15 protein-coding genes are annotated in these 21,433 nt (G+C 62.7%); 8 read left to right on the top strand and 7 right to left on the bottom strand.

Going from position 1 to position 21,433, the window contains the following annotated elements; translation table 11 throughout:
• The first annotated feature begins 79 nt into the window (after window positions 1–79).
• Both lepA and EV664_RS06925 read left to right on the top strand, forming a co-directional pair.
• Window positions 80–1,876, top strand: coding sequence for a translation elongation factor 4 (gene lepA, locus EV664_RS06930; RefSeq protein ID WP_133494956.1), 1,797 nt, complete (start codon window positions 80–82; stop codon window positions 1,874–1,876).
• A gap of 281 nt (window positions 1,877–2,157) precedes the next feature.
• Entirely contained in the window at window positions 2,158–2,490 is a 333-nt protein-coding gene (locus EV664_RS06925; protein WP_133494955.1) for a phasin family protein, read from the top strand.
• Window positions 2,491–2,503: 13 nt separating this feature from the next.
• Here the strand turns inward: EV664_RS06925 and EV664_RS06920 are convergent, their stop codons facing one another.
• Window positions 2,504–3,829 (bottom strand): alginate export family protein, encoded by a 1,326-nt coding sequence (locus tag EV664_RS06920; protein WP_162848786.1) that lies wholly within the window; start codon window positions 3,827–3,829, stop codon window positions 2,504–2,506.
• 60 nt (window positions 3,830–3,889) lie between these two features.
• On the opposite strand from EV664_RS06920, the gene modA reads away from it, so the two are divergent.
• The 4 genes from modA to EV664_RS19160 are packed head-to-tail and all read left to right on the top strand — an operon-like array spanning window position 3,890 to window position 6,149.
• On the top strand, window positions 3,890–4,651 hold the full coding sequence (modA, locus tag EV664_RS06915) for a molybdate ABC transporter substrate-binding protein (RefSeq protein ID WP_133494953.1): 762 nt from the start codon (window positions 3,890–3,892) through the stop codon (window positions 4,649–4,651).
• Window positions 4,651–5,340: a molybdate ABC transporter permease subunit gene (gene modB, locus EV664_RS06910; protein WP_133494952.1), complete on the top strand. Its 690-nt coding sequence runs from the start codon at window positions 4,651–4,653 to the stop codon at window positions 5,338–5,340. The genes modA and modB overlap by 1 nt, the downstream gene beginning before the upstream one ends.
• Complete coding sequence (locus EV664_RS06905) at window positions 5,330–5,935, top strand: ATP-binding cassette domain-containing protein (RefSeq protein WP_133494951.1); 606 nt, start codon at window positions 5,330–5,332, stop codon at window positions 5,933–5,935. Before modB ends, EV664_RS06905 begins: the two co-directional genes overlap by 11 nt.
• 52 nt (window positions 5,936–5,987) lie before the next feature.
• Window positions 5,988–6,149, top strand: coding sequence for a hypothetical protein (locus EV664_RS19160; protein WP_162848785.1), 162 nt, complete (start codon window positions 5,988–5,990; stop codon window positions 6,147–6,149).
• Between the two features lie 376 nt (window positions 6,150–6,525).
• Here the strand turns inward: EV664_RS19160 and EV664_RS06900 are convergent, their stop codons facing one another.
• The 4 genes from EV664_RS06900 to rpoB all read right to left on the bottom strand — a co-directional run bounded on the left by EV664_RS06900 (window position 6,526) and on the right by rpoB (window position 17,637).
• Entirely contained in the window at window positions 6,526–6,972 is a 447-nt protein-coding gene (locus tag EV664_RS06900) for a hypothetical protein (protein ID WP_133494950.1), read from the bottom strand.
• A 178-nt stretch (window positions 6,973–7,150) separates the two neighbouring features.
• Window positions 7,151–8,938, bottom strand: a complete 1,788-nt coding sequence (locus tag EV664_RS06895) for a methyl-accepting chemotaxis protein (RefSeq protein ID WP_133494949.1) — start codon at window positions 8,936–8,938, stop codon at window positions 7,151–7,153.
• Window positions 8,939–9,130: 192 nt separating this feature from the next.
• Window positions 9,131–13,408 (bottom strand): DNA-directed RNA polymerase subunit beta', encoded by a 4,278-nt coding sequence (gene rpoC / locus EV664_RS06890; protein WP_133494948.1) that lies wholly within the window; start codon window positions 13,406–13,408, stop codon window positions 9,131–9,133.
• 80 nt (window positions 13,409–13,488) lie between these two features.
• Window positions 13,489–17,637 (bottom strand): DNA-directed RNA polymerase subunit beta, encoded by a 4,149-nt coding sequence (gene rpoB, locus EV664_RS06885; protein ID WP_133494947.1) that lies wholly within the window; start codon window positions 17,635–17,637, stop codon window positions 13,489–13,491.
• 309 nt (window positions 17,638–17,946) lie between these two features.
• Here rpoB and EV664_RS06880 point away from each other — a divergent pair, with 309 nt between their 5' ends.
• A complete protein-coding gene (locus tag EV664_RS06880) occupies window positions 17,947–18,195 on the top strand; it encodes a hypothetical protein (RefSeq protein ID WP_133494946.1) in 249 nt (82 codons plus the stop codon).
• A gap of 8 nt (window positions 18,196–18,203) precedes the next feature.
• Here the strand turns inward: EV664_RS06880 and parE are convergent, their stop codons facing one another.
• Window positions 18,204–20,186, bottom strand: a complete 1,983-nt coding sequence (parE, locus tag EV664_RS06875) for a DNA topoisomerase IV subunit B (RefSeq protein WP_133494945.1) — start codon at window positions 20,184–20,186, stop codon at window positions 18,204–18,206.
• A gap of 102 nt (window positions 20,187–20,288) precedes the next feature.
• On the opposite strand from parE, the gene EV664_RS06870 reads away from it, so the two are divergent.
• A complete protein-coding gene (locus tag EV664_RS06870) occupies window positions 20,289–20,669 on the top strand; it encodes a hypothetical protein (RefSeq protein ID WP_133494944.1) in 381 nt (126 codons plus the stop codon).
• Window positions 20,670–20,741: 72 nt separating this feature from the next.
• On the opposite strand, the gene EV664_RS06865 is transcribed toward EV664_RS06870, so the two are convergent.
• On the bottom strand, window positions 20,742–21,428 hold the full coding sequence (locus EV664_RS06865; protein WP_133494943.1) for a GcrA family cell cycle regulator: 687 nt from the start codon (window positions 21,426–21,428) through the stop codon (window positions 20,742–20,744).
• Window positions 21,429–21,433 lie beyond the last annotated feature (5 nt).

The following is a 21,433-nucleotide window of genomic DNA, read 5'->3' as shown; positions in this document are numbered from 1 at the left end:
ATCGCGGGCCGGATATCGCGTCCGGCCCGCTATCAGCCTCTTCGCACTTGGCCCGCATCCTGCTAACGGCGGCGGAATCATGGCCATAGATACATCCAAGATCCGCAACTTCGCTATCATCGCGCATATCGATCATGGCAAATCCACGCTTGCCGACCGGCTGATCCAGCGGACCGGCGGGCTGACCGAGCGCGAAATGTCGCAGCAGGTGCTCGACAATATGGATATCGAGCGTGAGCGCGGCATCACCATCAAATCGCAGACGGTGCGGCTCGACTGGAAGGGGCATGTCCTCAACCTGATGGACACGCCGGGCCATGTGGACTTTGCCTATGAAGTGTCGCGCAGCCTTGCCGCGTGCGAGGGCGCGTTGCTTGTCGTCGATGCGGCGCAGGGGGTCGAGGCGCAGACGCTGGCGAACGTCTATCAGTCGATCGAGCACGACCATGAAATCGTGCCCGTCATCAACAAGATCGACCTTCCCGCCGCCGAACCCGAAAAGGTGCGGACCGAGATCGAGGATATTATCGGCATCGATGCCTCGAACGCGGTGCTGGCCAGCGCCAAGGCGGGGATCGGTATCGAGGAAATCCTCGACGCGATTGTCGAGCGCGTGCCGCCGCCGACCGGCGATGGCGATGCACCGCTGAAAGCCATGCTGGTCGATTCGTGGTACGACCCGTATCTCGGCGTCGTCATTCTGGTGCGCGTGATGGACGGGCGGATCAAAAAGGGTCAGCTCATCAAGTTCATGCAGAATGAAACGACGCATACGGTCGATCGTGTCGGCTGTTTCCGCCCCAAGCTGACCCAGCTCGACGAGCTTGGCCCCGGCGAAGTCGGCTTCATCACCGCGCAGATCAAGGAAGTGGCGCAGACGGCGGTCGGCGACACGATCACCGACGCCAAGAAGCCCGCTGCCAAGGCGTTGCCGGGGTTCAAGGAAGTCCAGTCGGTAGTGTTCTGCGGCTTGTTCCCGGTAGATGCCAATGATTTCGAAAAGCTGCGGGAGAGCATCGGCAAACTGCGCCTGAACGATGCGAGCTTCAGCTATGAGATGGAAAGCTCCGCTGCGCTCGGTTTCGGCTTCCGCTGTGGCTTTCTCGGCCTGCTGCACCTTGAGATCATTCAGGAGCGGCTGACGCGCGAATATGATCTCGACCTCATCACCACCGCGCCGAGCGTGGTGTACAAAATCAAGCTCAACCATAATGCGGGGGAGGTGGAGCTTCACAACCCGGCGGACATGCCCGATCCCGCCACGATTGATGAAGTGTGGGAGCCGTGGATCAAGGCCGATATCTTCGTGCCCGATGAATATTTGGGGCCGATCCTGAAACTCTGTCAGGACCGCCGCGGTATTCAGACGAACCTGACCTATGTCAGCGGGCGTGCGCAGGTCAGCTATGAACTGCCGCTCAACGAAGTCGTCTTCGATTTCTATGACCGTCTGAAATCGATCAGCCGTGGCTATGCCAGCTTCGACTATGAACAGATCGGCTATCGCGAGGGCGACCTTGTGAAGATGAACGTGCTGGTCAATGGCGAGCCGGTCGATGCGCTGTCGATGATCGTCCACCGCAGTCAGGCAGAGGCACGCGGGCGGCATATGTGCGAGCGGCTGAAGGATCTGATCCCCCGCCATTTGTTCAAGATCCCGATTCAGGCGGCGATCGGCGGCAAGGTGATTGCACGCGAAACGATTGCCGCGCTGCGCAAGGACGTGACCTCGAAATGCTATGGCGGCGACATTACGCGTAAGCGCAAGCTTCTGGAAAAGCAGAAGGAAGGCAAGAAGCGGATGCGCGAATATGGTTCGGTCAGCATCCCGCAGGAAGCGTTCATCGCGGCGCTGAAAATGGGCGACGATAATTGATATCGCGCGTTCATGGTTCCGAAACCGGATCGTGACCAGCGATTGTCATTGCGAGCCCCGAAGGGGCGCGGCAATCCAGCGGCGGCATCCGCATCGCCGGATCGCTTCGTCGCTGCGCTTCTCGCGATGACGACTGCCTCAGGAAGCCACGCTTACATTAACAGGAAATATTGCTTTCGCCTTCGAAGTTCAGGGAACCGTAACGGCATCTCGCGCGTCCACCGGACGCGGGAATGCTCGTTATTATCCACCGTTCCCGGCCGACCTAAAGGAGATAGCGAATGGCGGAAACAAGCGCGAAGCAGGCTGGCGAAAAGATGCAGGCTGCGGGGCAGGAGGCAGCTGACCGGATGCGCGAGAGTGCATCTACGATGATGGAAACCGGTTCGGAACTGGGCATGAAGATGCTCGATCAGGCCGAAACCAATACGCAGGAAGCGTTCCGCGCCATGCGCGAAGCCGCAAAGGCGAACGACCTGAGCGAAGTGATGCGCATTCAGTCCGAGTATATGCGCGAACAGGGCGGCCGCTCAGTAGCGCAGGCGCGCGAGATCGGCGAGATGATCGCGAATATGGGCCGCAGCGCGATCAGTCAGATGACCGGGCGCAAATAAGCGCTGCCGTCCATCAGAAACTGAACGTCACCTCCGCATAGCCATAATGCGTATCGCCGGTGGCGGGCGCATTGGCTGCGGAGGTGAGAAACCGGCCTTTGCTGAGCCATGCCGCGCCCAGCGCAAGCCGGGCGCGCTTCGGGACCAGCCAGTAGCGGACCCTGCCGTCCAATTGCGCTCCGGCGTTTCGCCCGGCGTCGCCGTTCCGATCGCGCACCCCGCTATTGGCGAAACTGTCGGTCGCGCTGTCGAGCCGGAGCAGGCGCACCGTAGCGACAACATCCCATGCTTTTTCGGGCACCGCTTCGATGCGGATCGCTGGGCTGATCAGGTTCGATCGGCCGACCGGACCGTAAAAGCTGGTCGGACCGAATTCGCGCACCCGCGCGCCGAACAGCGAGTCGAACCGGCCATAGCGCCCCTTGCCGCTGTCGCCGCTGGCATAGTCGAACAACAATGCGATGCGAGGACGCCATGGCGCGGCAAAGGTCCATCCCGCTTCGGCATGGGCGAACCATGCGGTTACCCCGACCCGATCCGTATCGGTCGGTGCGCTGGTGCGATGCGTCGATCCGGTCTGCCATGCAGCCTCGATCTCGGCATCGGCTCTGGCAGGGGAGGGGGCGCGTTCGAACCGGACGCCGCTGGTCAGCAAATGCCGGTCGCGTGTCGCGAAATCGGCCGCGTCGCGCTCGATCAGGCGGAGCGCATACAGATCCAGCGTATCGTGTTGTCCCGACTTCAGGCTGACATAGCCGCCGAAAAACTGCTCGGCGCTGCCTTCCTTATCGAACCGGACCGCATTGTCGCGAATATCCGCCGCATTGTCGGGAAGGCGGCGCTGCGGCATTGTCCAGAACACAGTCGCCGTCGCATCGTCGCGCTTCCAGTCGAGCCGCGCGCCGGTAAAGGCATTGGTGGTGTTGCGAAAATTGTTGCGCGCGACCAGCCGGCCATTGCCGAGGGCAAGCGTGAACCGGCCGGCCGTCGCGCTGAGCCCCTTCGCCAGATCGGCGCCGATATAGGCCTGAACCGGTTCGATCGCATTGACCTCATTCGTGCTGATCGATGAATTTCTGCGCTCGAAATAACCGCGCGCATCGACCAGCTCGCCACCGATCCGCCAGCCGGCACCGCGATATTCCGCGGCGATATCGGTTTGCAGCAGCAGCACCGCATCGGAACCAGCAGCGCCCGGTCGGAACTGTCCGTCCAGCGCCTCGACCCGGGCGCGCAGCTGGCCATGGACGGTGAGGCGCGAATTGTCCTGCGCCCGTGCAGGGGGCGCAACGAAGGTGCTGACGATGCAGCCAGCGGAAAGGAGGGAGCGTATCGCCATGCCGATCATTGCTATATATCGCGAAATATAGCGCATCGGTATTTTACCATCGGGATTATAATGAAGAACTTCCTTGCCACATGCATATTGCTGCTCGCGACATTGTCGGGCGGACCCGCCATGGCAGCGCAAAAGGGGCCGTTGGTGCTGTGCGCCGCCAGCCTTCAGGAATCGATGAACGCCGTTGCCGATGCCTGGGCGAAATCAGGGCATCCGCGCCCGGTGCTGTCGTTCGCGGGAAGCTCGGCACTGGCGCGGCAGGCAGCGACCGGCGCGCCGGCCGATCTGTTTGTGTCCGCCGATGAAGCATGGATGGATTATCTCGATCAGCAGGGAAAGATCGTGCCGGGCAGCCGCACGACGTTCCTCGGCAACCATCTGGTGCTCATCGTGCCTGCTTCGGTGAAGGGGCATTTGACGCTGAAACCCGGCGTCAATCTGGCGCGGCTGATCGGTGATCGGCGGATCGCCATGGCGGCTTACGATTCGGTGCCGGCGGGCAAATATGGCAAGGCAGCGCTCGAATCGCTCGGCATCTGGGATGCCGTGCGTCCCAGAGTCGCGCAGGCGGAGAATGTCCGCGCCGCGATGGCGCTGGTCGAGCGCGGCGCAGCACCGTTCGGCATCGTCTACGCGACCGATGCGGCGGCGTCGCCGAAAGTCCGCGTCGCGGGCGTGTTTCCCGACAATTCGCATCCCCCCATCCGCTATCCGGTCGCGCGGTTAAAGGCATCGACCAACCCGGAAGCAGAGGCATTTCGCCGCTTCCTAATCGGTCGGGCGGCTCCCATCTTCCGCCGGTTCGGCTTTGCCACCCGCTGATGTTGTCGGCGGAGGAATGGGGGATCGTCACCCTGTCGCTGAAGGTCAGCGGTGTCGCGATATTGTGCAGCCTGCCGCTCGCATTCGCGCTGGCATGGCTGCTCGCGCGGCGTGACTTTCCGGGCAAGGTCGTGCTCGACGGCATCATCCATTTGCCGCTCGTCCTGCCGCCGGTGGTTACCGGATGGATGCTGCTCCTTGCCTTTGCGCCGCAGGGGCCGCTGGGCGCGCTGCTGATCGATCTGTTCGGCGGCACGGTGCTGTTCCGCTGGACCGGCGCGGCGATCTCGGCGGCGGTGATGGCATTGCCGCTGATGGTCCGCGCGATGCGGATTTCGATTGCGGCGGTCGATACCAGGCTGGAAAGCGCCGCCCGTACGCTGGGCGCGGGGCCGTGGCGCGTGTTCCGTACCATCACGTTGCCGCTCAGCCTGCCCGGCCTGATCGCCGGAGCGGTGCTCGGCTTTGCCCGCGCGCTGGGCGAGTTCGGCGCTACGATCACCTTTGTCTCAAACATTCCGGGCGAAACCCAGACGCTGCCGCTCGCTATTTATTCGAAGCTTCAGGTGCCGGGCAGCGACGCGGCGATCCTGCGGCTGGCGGGCATATCGGTGCTGCTCGCGCTGGCCGCGCTGATCGCGTCCGAAATGCTTACCCGGCGCGCGGGCAGGGGGCTCCATGTTCTTTGAAGTCGATGTCGAGCGCCGCGTGGGCGACGCGATGGTCGCGTGTCGGTTCAGCGCGCCCGACGGGCTGACAATGCTGTTCGGCCCGTCGGGTGCCGGGAAGACGAGCACGCTCAACATGATCGCCGGGCTGCTCACCCCGGAACGAGGACGGATCGTGGTCAATGGCCGCACGCTGTTCGATTCGGCGAGCGGCGTGAACCTTCCCCCCGAACGGCGCGGCGCAGGCTATGTGTTTCAGGAGCCGCGGCTGTTCCCGCACCTGCGCGTGCGCGCCAATCTGCTATATGGCGCCAGAGGGGCGGGGGAGGAGCTGGACCGGCTTACCGACGTACTCGGCATCGGCCATTTGCTCGCCCGCTGGCCGCGTACTCTGTCGGGGGGAGAGGCAAGGCGGGTCGCGATCGCGCGTGCGCTGCTCTCCCTGCCGGGCTTTCTGTTGCTTGATGAGCCTCTATCCTCACTCGACCGGCCCCGGCGCGAAGAGATCATGACCGTGATCGAGCGCGTCCGCGACGACCTTCGCCTGCCGATCCTGATGGTCACCCATGATCATGGCGAGGCGGAGCGGCTGGCGACGCGCATCGTGGAGATATAGCTCGGCTGAGGCGTTCGAAGACTATCCGAACGCTGAACAAAGGCCGATTGCCATGACCGACAGGAAAGAAAAACCGCTCGCTTCCGAAACATTGGAGGCGGAGGCCGAACGCGAGCACGAAGCCCGTGTCGAAAGCGACGACGGGGAAAGCGACCTTCGCGAAGACGAAAAGCGGGCGGTCGAAACCTCGCTCACCCGCCTCCCGCCCGGTTGATTGATATCGACCTGCGTTGATCCGAACCTGTTTTACCAACGTCAAGCGAGCCAGAGCACCAAAGCGCCGGCAGCCTTGCCTCAGGCCGTTTGCTGCGACCACAGCGCCGCACGCTATCGGCCCCGGCATCAGCCGCGGCGACCCATGGGGTTAGCGGCTCATATGCACCTTGATTTCCATGATCGTCGCCCCGGCGCAGGCCGGGGCCGCCATCGTCTGCCACCCCCCCAACCCAGACCCGCTATTGCGAGAAGCGCAGCCAGCCCCGAAGGCGCGTGGCAATCCAGAACCGCCACGTGCATCGCTGGATCGCTTCGTCGCTGCGCTTCTCGCGATGACAATCCCGGCAGCGAGTCCGCGTTATTGCAGGTTGGTATCAGGCGTTCTTATTCTCGCGCGGGGTCATCATCGCGACGGCGAGCGCGGTGCCCGCCCCGAACAGCAGTTGCAGCGCCACCTGACCCGCGACGGCGCGCGGGCTACGTTCGACCTTGCCGACGTGTTCAGGCACGGCGCGCGCCATATCGATGGCATAGATGCCTGCACCATAAGCGGTGCCGATACCGGCGGCAGGCAGGCCGGGCACCCACCGGCGCAGCAGCGCATAGGTAGCGCCGAACCCGGCCGAGGCGATCAGGTGACCGGCGCTGTTGCCCTTGTCGACGGCCGCATGGTCCTCGCGCACGGCGGGCCTCACCGCATCGCCTGCCGCGCCCCGCCGGGGATCGCGGCGGGTTATCCGTCGCTCCGCAATCATCACAGCGGTCATGCCGACCCCGGCCAGCGCTCCGCCAATCACTCCTGTCACGATGCCGCGCATCATCTGCCTCCCATCAGAGCATTTCCCAGTCAGGTGGAATCACCTGGCGGTTCAGAAAATACGTCAAAACAATGATCTGGGATGGTTGTTCTGATGCAGATCAGATCAACCGCTCCAGCTTTGCCCTGACAACGAGTTTCGCTCGCGAAGGGTCCGGGAAAACGCAGGCATTATTCGTGCGTCACGCCGCCATTTCCACCGCCTTCAGCGATTGCGCGGGCGCGCCGCGCACAGCCGCCGAACGTGCGGTTTCGAAGCGCTCCGCAGCCTCGGCCAGTGCCTGCACATCGCCCAGCAGGTTGCGCGCGGCGGCCGAGGTCTGTTCCACCATCGCTGCATTTTGCTGAGTCGAGGATTCAAGCGTGCCGATCGCGCTCGTCACCTGCGACACCGCCGACCCCTGCGCCTGATTATCGTCGGCCATGCTGCTGACCAGACGGTTCACCTCGCTCACGCCCTCGACGATTTCGACCAGCGCGCCATCGACCTGACCCACCGCACCCACGGCGATTTCGATCTCGGACTGAGTGACGCTCAATTGCTCGCGCGCGCGGCTCGACTCGGTTTCGGCGCGCATGGCGAGTGCCGACACCAGATCGGCGACCTGCGCGAAGCCTGCACCCGCTTCCCCGGCCCGGCCTGCCTCGACAGCGGCGTTCATCGCAAGCACGCGCGTCTGGAACGCGATCTTGTCGAGCCCCTCAATCACATCGTCGATGCCGCGCGCGCTTTCGCTGACGCGCTGCATTGCCTGAACGGCGGCATCGGTGACCTGACGGCCCGATTTCACCAGTGTTCCCGCCTGACCGGCACGCGCGACGGTGTCGCCCGCCGATTGCGCGCTGGAGCGCAGGCGTTCGTTGATCTGCGTCGCCGCGGCGGAGGTTTCCTCGATGCTTGCCGCATTCGCTTCGGTCCGGCGGGCGAGGTCTTCGGACGCATGCGTGATTTCTTCCGATCCGGTGCGGATCGCGCCCGCGCGCCGCTTCACTTCGCCGACCAGCGTGGAGAGCGATTCGAGCGCGCTGTTGTAGCTGTGGCGGATCGGTTCGAATGCGGGCGGGAAGGGGGTGTCGATCGGCGTGGTCAGCTTGCCGTGCTCGATCCGCGCCAGCGCGGCTCCCAGCTGGGCAAGGACGGTCTGTCGTTCGGCATCGGCCTTTGCCTGCTGCGCTTCGGCCGACCGTTTTGCGATTGCTGCCTGACGAAAGCCCTCCAGGCTCGCCGCCATGCGCCCGACTTCATCGCCGCGCTCGCGTGCAGGAACGACGATCTCGGTATCGCCATTGCCGATTCTGCCCATCGCATCGCTCAGCTGGCCCAGCGGGCGGAACATGCGATTGGCAAGGATGAAGGTCAGCGCCGCCATGATCAGCGTCACCAGCGCGACCGCGACGCCCAGCTTCGCCTCCAGTTCGTGAAGATCGGCGATGAGGCTGTCTTTGGGAAGACCGACATAGAGAACGCCGATCGTCTCGCCCGCTTTGTTCTTGATCGGATCATAGGCGGTAAAAAACGGCTTTCCCAGAATATCGGCCTGACCGCGATACGGCTCGCCGCGCACCAGCACTGCGTCATACGCGGCGTTGCGGGCAAGCTTGGTCCCGACCGCGCGCGTGCCGTCATCCTTCATCACATTGGTCGCGACGCGCGTATCGCCCGAAAAAACTGTCGCGGTGCCGCCGACCAGCTGCTTCACTTCGTCGACCGGATCGTTCCAGCCGTTGATCGCCTTGTCGCCGACATAGATGGTGTCGCCGTCGCGACGAAAGTCAGCGCCATATTTGTGCAGCACCGACCATGCGACCCGCATATTGGCTTCCTGTGCTTCCTCCGCCGCGCGGGTGGCGTTTGCGGTGACGATGCGGGTGCTCACGACGAACACGGTCAGCGCCAGCAGCAGCAATGCGCCCAGCGTCAGAACCGTGATTTTGGTCGCCAGCGATGTTTTGCCGAACAGGCCAGTCATCGGGCTGAATCTCCGGAAGAGGAAAGGACTCGGAGACTTTATAGACGCTTAGCCCGGTCTTCGGTCATATCCTGCGGCAAAGGGCGATTTCCGGCCGTCGCCATCCCCCTTTCCGGATACGAAAAACCGCCGCCCGACAGCTGCCGGACGGCGGTTTTTTTACGCTCGCACATTGCGAAGCGGCAGCGGCGATCAGTCCTTGTTCAGATAATCGCCCGCCGCTTCGTCGCTGCCATCGCCGCTGGTCTCGACACGCTCCAGCGCATCGGAAGTGACCATCGCGTCGACCGGGTCCTGCGCCAGTTCGGCCTCATGCTCTTCCTTCGCGCTGTTCGCGGCGATCAGCGTTTCCTGCAGCTTGCGCTGCTGGGCACGCAGGGCGGCGTCGCGCGAGGTTGCGGCAATCCGCATCCGGTTCATGCCCGCGCCGGTACCTGCCGGGATCAACCGGCCGACGATGACATTTTCCTTCAGGCCGATCAGCGTGTCCTGCTTGCCCTGCACCGATGCTTCGGTGAGGACGCGCGTGGTTTCCTGGAACGACGCTGCCGAGATGAAGCTGCGGGTCTGCAGCGACGCCTTGGTGATGCCGAGCAGGATGGGCTTGCCCTGAGCGGGTGCCTGGTTCTTGCCCAGCTTCTCGTTGATCGCGTCCATTTCCTCGCGGTCGACCTGCTCCCCGGGGAGCAGTGTGGTATCGCCTGCCTCGGTGATCTCGACCTTTTGCAGCATCTGGCGAACGATCACCTCGATGTGCTTGTCGTTGATCTTCACGCCCTGAAGTCGATAGACTTCCTGAATCTCGCTGACGAGATATTCGGCAAGCGGCTCGATGCCCAGCACTTCGAGGATGTCATGCGGATCGGGCGAACCACCGATCAGGTTCTCACCGCGCTTGACATAGTCGCCTTCCTGAACGTCGATAACCTTCGACTTCGGCACCAGATATTCGACGACATCACCGTCCTCGGGCTGAATGCCGATCTTGCGCTTCGCCTTATAGTCCTTGCCGAACACGACGCGCCCCGAAACCTTCGCGATGATCGCGTTTTCCTTCGGCTTACGCGCTTCGAACAGTTCGGCAACGCGCGGCAGACCACCGGTAATATCGCGCGTCTTGGCCGATTCACGGGCGACACGGGCAAGAACGTCGCCCGCCTTCACCTGTGCGCCGTCCTCGACGCTGATCACCGCACCCGGCTGAAGCATATAGCGACCGGCCTCGCTCGCATCCTCGCCCGTCAGGGTAAGGCGCGGACGAAGATCTTCCTTCGACTTGCCGCGATATTCGGTGACGACGCGCTGGGCGATACCCGTTGCTTCGTCGACCTGTTCGGTCAGCGTCTTGCCGTCGATAAGATCCTGATACTTCACCGTACCGGGGTGATCGGTGATCACCGGCATGGTGTACGGATCCCATTCCGCCATCCGGTCGCCCTTGCTGACGATGTGACCATCGTCGAACATCACATAGGCGCCATAGGGGATGCGGTGGACCGCGCGTTCGCGGCCTTCCTCGTCGAGGATGGCAAGCTCTGCGCTACGGCTCAGCACCACGCGGCGACCACGCTGGTCGACGATCATGCGCAGATCGCGGAACTCGACCGTACCGTCGGCCGGAGCCTCAAGGTTCGACTGTTCGTTCAGCTGCGCCGCACCGCCGATATGGAAGGTGCGCATGGTCAGCTGCGTACCCGGTTCACCGATCGACTGTGCCGCGATGACGCCGACGGCTTCACCGATATTCACCGGCGTACCGCGAGCGAGGTCACGGCCATAGCATTTGCCGCAGACACCGATCTTCGATTCGCAGACCAGCGGCGAACGGATCTTCATGCCCTGCACGCCGATCTCTTCGATCTGCGCGACCATCGCTTCGTCCAGCAGGGTGCCGGTCGGGATGACGACCTTGCCCGTCTTGGAATCGACCACATCCTCTGCCGTGGTACGGCCAAGGATACGCTCGCCGAGCGACGCGATCGTCGAACCGCCCTGAACGATCGCCTTCATTTCCAGCGCGCGTTCGGTGCCGCAATCTTCCTCGATGATGACGCAGTCCTGGCTGACGTCCACCAGACGACGGGTCAGATAGCCCGAGTTCGCCGTCTTAAGCGCCGTATCGGCCAGACCCTTACGCGCGCCGTGGGTCGAGTTGAAATATTCAAGGACGGTCAGACCTTCCTTAAAGTTCGAGATGATCGGCGTTTCGATGATCTCACCCGACGGCTTCGCCATCAGGCCGCGCATACCGGCGAGCTGCTTCATCTGCGCCGGGGAACCACGCGCACCGGAGTGCGACATCATGTAGATCGAGTTGATCGGCTTTTCGCGACCCTTGTTCGGACCGTCCTCATAGTGACGCACCGCACGAATTTCGTCCATCATGGCGTTCGCCACCTGATCGCCGCAACGGCTCCAGGCGTCGATGACCTTGTTGTACTTTTCCTGCTGGGTGATCAGGCCGTCCTGATATTGCTGCTCGTAATCGGCGACGAGCGAGCGGGTTTCCTCGACCAGCCCGTCCTTCGAATCCGGGATCACCATGTCGTCCTTGCCGAACGAAATGCCGGCCTTGAACGCGTGGCGGAAGCCAAGCGTCATGATGCCGTCGGCGAACAGCACGGTCTCCTTCTGACCGGTGTGGCGATAGACCTCGTCGATGACGTCGCCGACATCCTTCTTGGTCAGAAGGCGGTTGATCGTTTCGAACGGCACTTTGTGGCTCTGCGGCAGCTTCTCACCGATCAGCAGGCGGCCCGGCGTGGTTTCGACACGCTTCAGATAGACTTCGCCCTTGTCGTTGGTCTGCGGAACGCGGGTGGTGATCTTCGTGTGAAGCGTCACCGCGCCGCTGTCGAGCGCCTGATGTACCTCGGCCATATCGCCGATGATCATGCCTTCGCCCGGCTCTTTTTCCTTCATCATCGACAGATAATAAAGGCCCAGCACCATGTCCTGCGACGGAACGATGATCGGCTTGCCGTTGGCGGGCGACAGGATGTTGTTGGTCGACATCATCAGGACGCGCGCTTCCAGCTGCGCCTCAAGGCTCAGCGGAACGTGAACGGCCATCTGGTCGCCGTCGAAGTCGGCGTTGAAGGCCGAGCAGACCAGCGGGTGAAGCTGAATCGCCTTACCTTCGATCAGCACCGGTTCGAACGCCTGAATGCCGAGACGGTGGAGCGTGGGTGCGCGGTTCAGCATCACGGGATGCTCGCGGATCACCTCGTCCAGAATGTCCCAGACTTCCTTGCGCTCCTTCTCGACCCACTTCTTCGCCTGTTTCAGGGTCATCGACAGACCCTTGGCGTCGAGGCGGGCATAGATGAACGGCTTGAACAGCTCGAGCGCCATCTTCTTCGGCAGGCCGCACTGGTGCAGCTTGAGTTCCGGACCGGTCACGATGACCGAACGGCCCGAATAGTCGACGCGCTTACCGAGCAGGTTCTGACGGAAGCGGCCCTGCTTGCCCTTCAGCATGTCGGACAGCGACTTAAGCGGGCGCTTGTTGGCACCCGTGATCGTGCGACCGCGACGGCCATTGTCGAACAGTGCGTCGACCGATTCCTGCAGCATGCGCTTTTCGTTGCGCACGATGATGTCCGGCGCGCGCAGCTCCATCAGCCGCTTCAGACGGTTGTTACGGTTGATGACGCGGCGATACAGGTCGTTGAGGTCCGACGTTGCAAAGCGGCCGCCGTCCAGCGGCACCAGCGGGCGCAGTTCGGGCGGAATGACCGGAACGACGTCAAGGATCATCCATTCGGGACGGTTGCCCGAATCGATGAAGCTTTCGACGACCTTCAGCCGCTTGATGATCTTCTTGGGCTTCAGCTCCGACTTGGTCTCGGCCAGTTCCTTCAGAAGGTCTTCGCGCTCGGTTTCGAGGTCGAGGTCCATCAGCATGGCCTTGACCGCTTCCGCGCCGATCCCGGCGGAGAAAGCGTCCTCGCCATATTCGTCCTGCGCGTCGAGCAGCTCGTCCTCGGTCATCAGCTGGTATTTTTCCAGCGGAGTGAGGCCGGGTTCGGTGACGATATAGGCTTCGAAATACAGCACGCGCTCAAGCTGCTTGAGCTGCATGTCGAGCAGCAGGCCGATGCGCGAAGGCAGCGATTTCAGGAACCAGATATGCGCGACCGGCGCTGCCAGTTCGATATGGCCCATGCGTTCGCGGCGGACCTTCGAAACGGTCACTTCCACGCCGCACTTTTCGCAGACAATGCCCTTATACTTCATGCGCTTGTACTTGCCGCACAGGCATTCGTAATCCTTGATCGGACCGAAAATGCGCGCGCAGAACAGGCCGTCACGCTCGGGCTTGAACGTGCGATAGTTGATCGTTTCGGGCTTCTTGATCTCGCCGAAGCTCCACGACCGGATGCGATCGGGCGATGCGATGCCGATCTGAATCTGGTCGAAGGTTTCGGGCTTCGCCAGCGGGTTCGCGAAATTGGTAAGTTCGTTCATGTCTTATGTTTCCCTTCGGGGAAGATATCTCTGACGGGCGGGGGGGAGGGGCACCGCGCGGCGACGCGGCGCCCGGTTCCTTATTCCGCCGCCTCGGCCATGCCGTCGTCCTGTTCGTCGATGGACTTCAGTTCGACGTTCAGGCCGAGCGAGCGCATTTCCTTGACCAGCACGTTGAAGCTTTCGGGGATACCGGCCTCGAACGTGTCGTCGCCCTTGACGATCGCCTCATAGACCTTGGTACGGCCGACCACGTCATCCGACTTCACCGTCAGCATTTCCTGCAGGGTGTAGGCGGCACCGTACGCCTGAAGCGCCCAGACCTCCATTTCCCCGAAGCGCTGACCGCCGAACTGCGCCTTACCGCCCAGCGGCTGCTGGGTGACGAGGCTGTACGGCCCGATCGAACGCGCGTGGATCTTGTCGTCAACAAGGTGGTGCAGCTTCAGCATATAGATGATGCCCACCGTAACCTTGCGGTCGAACGCATCGCCCGTACGCCCGTCGAACAGCGTCGACTGACCCGAAGAATCGAGGCCCGCCAGCTCCAGCATCGCGGTCACGTCGCTTTCGCGCGCGCCGTCGAACACCGGAGTGCCCATCGGAACGCCGGTCCGGATATTGTGGACCAGCTCGGCCACCTGTTCAGGTTCGCGAGCGTCAATATCGGCGGCGTAATGCTCGCCATATATCTCCTTCAGCCGGTCCCGGACCGCATCGGGCATTTCGCCCGGCTTGGCATCGGGATTGGCCTCACGCCAGTCTTCCAGCTGCCGCGCGACCTGCATGCCCAGATTGCGGGCAGCCCAGCCGAGATGCGTCTCGAAGATCTGACCGACATTCATACGGCTTGGCACGCCGAGCGGGTTGAGCACCAGATCGACCGGAGTACCGTCCTCAAGGAACGGCATGTCTTCCTGCGGCAGAATCCGCGAGATGACGCCCTTGTTTCCGTGACGGCCGGCCATCTTGTCGCCCGGCTGCAGCTTGCGCTTCACCGCGACGAACACCTTGACCATCTTCAGCACGCCCGGGGGCAGCTCGTCACCACGTTCCAGCTTCTCGCGGCGATCCTCGAACTTGTCGCGGATCTTCTTCACCGCTTCGTCATACTGGCCCTTAATGGCTTCGAGATTCGCCTGAACATTGTCGTCGGCAACCGCGAACTTCCACCATTCGTGGTTGTCCACGCTCTCCAGCACGTCATGGTCGATCTCGACGCCCTTCTTGACGCCCTTGGGTGCCGCCGTGGCAGTCTGACCCAGCAGCATTTCGCGAAGGCGCGACCAGGTCGCACGGTTGAGGATCGCACGTTCGTCATCCGAGTCCTTGCGCAGGCGCTCGATTTCCTCACGCTCGATCGCCAGTGCACGCTCGTCCTTGTCGATGCCGTGGCGGTTGAACACGCGCACATCGACGATCGTACCGGCAACGCCCGGCGGCAGGCGCAGCGAGGTGTCGCGCACATCGCTTGCCTTTTCGCCGAAGATCGCGCGGAGCAGCTTTTCTTCCGGCGTCATCGGGCTTTCGCCCTTCGGCGTGATCTTGCCGACCAGAATGTCACCCGGTTCGACCTCGGCTCCGACATAGACGATGCCCGCTTCGTCGAGGTTGCGCAGCGCTTCCTCGCCGACATTGGGAATGTCGCGGGTGATGTCTTCCGGACCCAGCTTCGTATCGCGGGCCATCACCTCGAATTCATCGATATGGATCGAGGTAAAGACGTCGTCCTTCACGATGCGTTCGCTGATCAGGATCGAGTCTTCGTAGTTGTAGCCGTTCCAGGGCATGAACGCGACGAGCGCGTTGCGGCCCAGCGCCAGCTCGCCGAACTCGGTCGAGGGACCGTCCGCGATCACATCGCCGACATTGACGATATCGCCGACCTTCACCAGCGGACGCTGCGTGATGCAGGTCGACTGGTTCGACCGCTCGAACTTCATCAGCGTATAGATATCGACGCCGCTTTCATTCGCATCCACCTCGCCGGTGGCGCGGATAACGATACGGGCCGCATCGACCTGATCGACTACGCCTGCGCGCTTGGCAGCGATGGCAGCGCCCGAATCGCGGGCAACCGTTGATTCCATGCCGGTGCCGACGAACGGCGCCTCGGCACGGACCAGCGGCACCGCCTGACGTTGCATGTTCGAACCCATGAGCGCGCGGTTGGCGTCATCGTTTTCGAGGAAGGGGATGAGCGAGGCAGCGACCGACACCAGCTGTTTCGGGCTGACGTCCATCAGCGTGATGGTATCGCGCATCGCCATCAGGAATTCGCCGGCCTGACGCGAGGAGATGATTTCCTCGACAAAGCTGCCGTCCTCGGCCAGCTCGGCATTCGCCTGTGCGATCGTGTGCTTCTGCTCTTCCATCGCCGACAGATAGACGACCTCGTCGGTCACCTTGCCGTCGATCACCTTGCGATACGGCGTTTCGATAAAGCCGTATTTGTTGACGCGGCTGAACGTCGCGAGGCTGTTGATCAGACCGATGTTCGGGCCTTCGGGCGTCTCAATCGGGCAGATGCGGCCATAGTGCGTCGGATGAACGTCGCGGACTTCGAAGCCTGCACGCTCACGCGTCAGACCGCCCGGCCCAAGTGCCGAAACGCGGCGCTTATGCGTGACTTCCGACAGCGGGTTGGTCTGGTCCATGAACTGCGACAGCTGCGACGAGCCGAAGAATTCGCGAACCGCAGCAACGGCGGGCTTCGCGTTGATCAGGTCGTTCGGCATCACGGTAGACACATCGACGCTGGACATGCGCTCCTTCACGGCACGCTCCATGCGCAGCAGGCCGACGCGATACTGGTTTTCCAGCAACTCGCCCACCGAACGCACGCGGCGGTTGCCGAGATTGTCGATATCGTCGACTTCGCCCTTGCCGTCCTTCAGATCGACCAGCGTCTTGACGACTGCAAGGATGTCTTCGGTGCGCAGCGTCGTGACCGTATCCTCGGCGTCGAGGTCGAGGCGCATGTTCAGCTTCACACGGCCGACCGCCGACAGGTCATAGCGTTCCGGATCGAAGAACAGACCGGCAAACAGCGCTTCGGCGGTTTCGAGGGTCGGCGGTTCGCCGGGGCGCATCACGCGATAAATGTCGGAAAGCGCCTGCTGACGCTCTTCGGCCTTGTCGGCCTTCAGCGTGTTGCGGATCCACGGGCCGGTCGCGACATGGTCAATGTCGAGCAGGTCGATGCGATCGAGCCCCGACTGGTCGATCTTTTCCAGATTTTCGGGCGACACTTCGTCACCGGCTTCGATATAAATCTCGCCGGTCGCTTCGTTGATCAGGTCATAGGCCGAATAGCGGCCATAAATTTCTTCCGTCGGGATCAGCAGCGCTTCAAGGCCGTCCTTCTTGGCCTTGTTGGCGGCACGCGGCGAAATCTTCTGACCCGCCGGGAACACGACTTCGCCCGAATTGGCATCGACAATGTCGAATGCCGGCTTCTGACCGCGCCAGTTTTCGACCGCGAACGGGATCTGCCAGCCGCCTTCGCCGCGAACCCAGCTGATACGGTTGTAGAAATGGTTGAGGATTTCTTCCGAATTCAGACCCAGCGCATAAAGCAGGCTGGTAACCGGGAGCTTGCGCTTCCGGTCGATACGGACATTGACGATGTCCTTGGCATCGAACTCGAAATCGAGCCACGAACCGCGATACGGAATGACGCGCGCGGCGAAGAGATATTTGCCCGACGCGTGCGTCTTGCCGCGATCATGGTCGAAAAGGACGCCCGGCGAACGGTGCATCTGGCTGACGATGACGCGCTCGGTGCCGTTGATGATGAACGTGCCGTTCGACGTCATCAGGGGCATGTCGCCCATGTACACGTCCTGCTCCTTGATATCGAGCACCGACTTGGCTTCGGTATCGGGATCGACCTCGAACACGATCAGGCGCAGCGTGACGCGCATCGGCGCTGCATAGGTGATCCCGCGCTGACGGCATTCCTCGGTATCGAACTTGGGATTTTCCAGCTCGTAGTTGACGAAGTCCAGCTCCGCCGTACCCGCGAAATCGCGGATCGGGAACACGCTGCGCAGCGTCTTTTCGAGGCCCGACACATAATCGATCGACGGATCGGAGCGCAGGAACTGTTCGTAGGATTCGCGCTGAACCTCGATCAGGTTCGGCATCTGCACCACTTCGTGGATGTCGCCGAATACCTTGCGGATACGGCGCTTTACCGTACCGCCCTCGATTGCCTTGGTCGCCATGTTGCTTGTCAGCCTTTTGTCGTGTGCGTCGAACGTCTCGCCCGGAAAACCCTCCGGGGGCAGGCACGCCATGAAACGCGAAAAGGCCGCAAGTCTCCCATGATGGAAACCGCAGCTTTTCAGCGTCTCTTATACCCGGCCCGATCTATCCCTTGCATTGCGCTGCGCGACGGCGCCTGCTTTCCCGATCGGTGGGGAAGCCGGATATAGGAAGCCGGGTCCTTCAAGTCAATCGTCCCGGCGGCCGGTCGGCGCGTGCGCAAACAATTCGCATTTGGACCGCGCGGGCGAGACCGCTACACTCGCCGGATGGCTCAGACCGACCCCGAAGATGAACGCCGCCGCGCTGCCCGGCACCGCGAATTCCTGCGCGCCGGGCGGTCGTTCCGTATCGCCAGCCTGATCGTCACGATCATCGGCGGGGCGCTGGCGATCATCGCGCGCGACGGCGTCGTGCCGCCATGGCTGGCGATCGCCGTCATTGCGCTGGGCGCGGTTCTGATGCTCGCCGGTGCGTGGAGCCGCGCGCGGTTTCAGCAGAAATCGCTCAGTGAATAGCGTAGCGCTCAGGCATCGATGACGTCCTCGTCGAGCCGTCCGGCATTTTCCTGAATGAATGCAAAGCGATGCGCCGGGTTGTTACCCATCAGCCGGTCGACCAGATCTTTCACCCCGGCGCGCTCCTCATATTCCTGCGGCAAGGTGATCCGGGTCAGGCTGCGGCTTTTCGGATCCATCGTCGTTTCGCGAAGCTGGCCCGGATTCATCTCGCCAAGCCCTTTGAACCGCGCCACTTCGACCTTCTTGCCCTTGAACTCCTTCGCCTCCAGCTCGGCGCGATGTGCATCGTCGCGGGCATAGAGGCTCTTGGTGCCCGAGGTCAGGCGATAGAGCGGCGGCTGAGCGAGATAGAGATGCCCGCGCCGCACCACTTCAGGCATTTCCTGAAAGAAGAACGTCATCAGCAGCGTGGCGATATGCGCGCCGTCGACATCGGCATCGGTCATGATGATGATCCGGTCATAGCGCAGATCGCCCGGGCGGCATTCCTTGCGCGTGCCGCATCCCATCGCCTGAATCAGATCGGCAATCTCCTGATTGGCGAGAATCTTTGCCGAAGTCGCCGATGCGACGTTCAGGATCTTGCCCCGGATCGGCAGAATCGCCTGAGTCTTGCGGTCGCGCGCCTGTTTGGCGCTGCCGCCTGCGCTGTCGCCCTCAACGATGAAAAGCTCGGTGCCTTCGGACGCATCGGCCGAACAATCGGTCAGCTTGCCGGGCAGGCGCAGCTTGCGGCTGCTCGTCGCGGTCTTGCGCTTGACCTCGCGCTCCTGCTTGCGGCGAAGCCTTTCGTCCATGCGTTCGAGCACATAGCCGAGCAGCGCCTTGCCCCGCTCCATGTTGAGCGACAGGAAATGGTCGAAATGATCGCGGACCGCACGCTCGACCAGACCGGCGGCCTCCGGGCTGGTCAGCCGGTCCTTGGTCTGGCTCTGAAATTGCGGATCGCGAATGAAGACCGACAGCATCAGCTCGCTGCCGGTCATGACATCGTCGGCAGTAAGGTCCTTCGCCTTTTTCTGCCCCGTCAGGTCGCCGAACGCGCGCAACCCCTTGACGAGCGCGGCGCGCAGCCCCTGTTCGTGCGTTCCGCCATCGGGCGTCGGGATGGTGTTGCAATACCAGCTATAGCTGCCCTCGCTCCAGAGCGGCCAGGCGACGGCCCATTCGACCTTGCCCTGCGCATCGGGGAAATCCTGCTGCCCGGTGAAGAAATCCGCCGTCGCGCATTCGCGCGGCCCCACCTGTTCCTTCAGATGGTCGGCAAGCCCGCCCGGAAACTGGAACACCGCCTCTGCCGGGGTGTCGTCCGAAATCAGTTCAGGCGCGCATTTCCAGCGGATTTCAACGCCAGCGAACAGATAGGCCTTGGACCGGGCCAGCTTGTACAGCCGCGCGGGTTTGAACTGCATTTCCGGCCCGAAAATCTCTGTATCGGGGGTAAAACGCACCATCGTGCCGCGCCGGTTGGGGGCGGCGCCCGCATGTTCAAGCGGGCCGAGCGTAGTCCCACGCGAAAAATGCTGGCGGTATAATTTGCGGTCGCGCGCGACCTCGACCACCGTATCGGAGGACAGCGCATTGACGACGCTCACCCCGACGCCGTGCAGCCCGCCCGACGTCGCATAGGCCTTTCCCTGAAACTTGCCGCCCGAATGCAGCGTGGAAAGAATGACCTCCAGCGCTGATTTGTCGGGAAATTTGGGGTGAGGGTCGATCGGGATACCGCGTCCGTTATCAGTGACGGTCAGGCGGTTTCCCGGCTCCAGCGTCACCTCGATCCGGTTCGCATGGCCCGCGACGGCTTCGTCCATCGCATTGTCGATAACCTCGGCAGCGAGGTGATGCAGCGCGCGCTCGTCGGTGCCGCCGATATACATGCCCGGCCGCCGCCGGACGGGTTCCAGCCCCTCAAGCACCTCGATCGAAGAGGCGTCATAATCATCTTTGGGGGCGGGCGAACCGGCGTCGAACAGGTCTTCGGACATGACAGCGAGTATAGAGGGCCGCGCCTTCCCGGCGCAAGCGGTGAACAACGGCGCATATCGGACGTTGCGCAGCCGAAGCATCATGTTCGAAAGGGAAGGCCAATGTCGTTACTGCTCGATCTCGCCAATATCCTTGGCGGGTTTCTGCTTGCCGTCGCGCTGTTGCGGCAAAGCCCGAAGGTGGGTGACGATCTGTCGCGCGGCGCGTCGAAACTCGCCCCGTTCGGCTGGATCATCGGCGTGGTCGCGCTGGTCGCGGGCGGCTATTATCTGATCGTCCATCTGACCAGCGGCCCGCACCTTTTCCATTATGAAGTGGTCGGCATTCTGGTCGGTGTCGCGCTGCTCTGGGACCGGCTGAAAGGGCGGTCGAGCGATCATGCGATCGAACGTAGCGGCACGACCGGCGGCGGACTGGTTCTCGCCATTTTCGGGATCATCGCGATTCTGGTCGGGCTGCAGGGGCTGTTCACCCCCGGCTGATCGCACTTGCATGACCAAAAAAAGGCCGCCGCTCCTTGTCGGATGCGGCGGCCTTTTTTGTTTCAGCCGGTCTTAGCGGACGCGCGGGCCGCCATAGGGCAGCGGCGGCGGCGGACGGCGGTCGCGGCGCGGCATCTGTGCCTGATAAGCGTGGCCGCAATGTTCGACGCAATAAGGGAAGCCCGGGTTCACCTTTTCGCCGCAGAAATGGAAATCGGGTTCACCCGGATGGCCGATCGGCCATTTGCAGATCCGCTCATTCAGGTCGAGCAGGCTCGTCTTGCCCGCAATCTCGTCCGACGGTTTGGCGGGGACGAGCCGGCGGGGCGGGGCGGGCGTCGCGGGGGGCGCCTGATCGGCGGGGTTCTGACGAATGAAGCCGCCGGGGCCGACCGAGCGAACGATCGGACGGGGCGCCTTTTCCTCCACCTCATCCTCGTCGCTTGCCTCCATTTCAGGGGCAGGGGCAGGGGCGGGGGCAGGTGCCGGTTTGGGCGCGGGCGGCGGAGTCGGGGCAGGGGCCGGCGCAGCCGCTGCGCTCGGCGCGGGCGCTGCCTTTGCCCTGGGCGCTGCTTTTTTCTTCGTATCGCCCTCGGCGCCCTTCACGGGCGAGGGGCGCGATTGCAGCCCAAGGCGGTGCGCCTTGCCGATCACTGCATTGCGGCTGATCCCGCCAAGTTCCTCGGCGATCTGGCTCGCCGTCATGCCCGATTCCCACATCTTTTTCAGCGTGGCGATGCGTTCTTCGGTCCAGCTCATTCGTA

The organism is Stakelama pacifica, assembly GCF_004361835.1.
In the GTDB taxonomy this organism is placed as follows: Bacteria; Pseudomonadota; Alphaproteobacteria; order Sphingomonadales; family Sphingomonadaceae; genus Sphingomonas; species Sphingomonas pacifica.
This window is presented reverse-complemented; position numbering and strand designations above follow the sequence as displayed.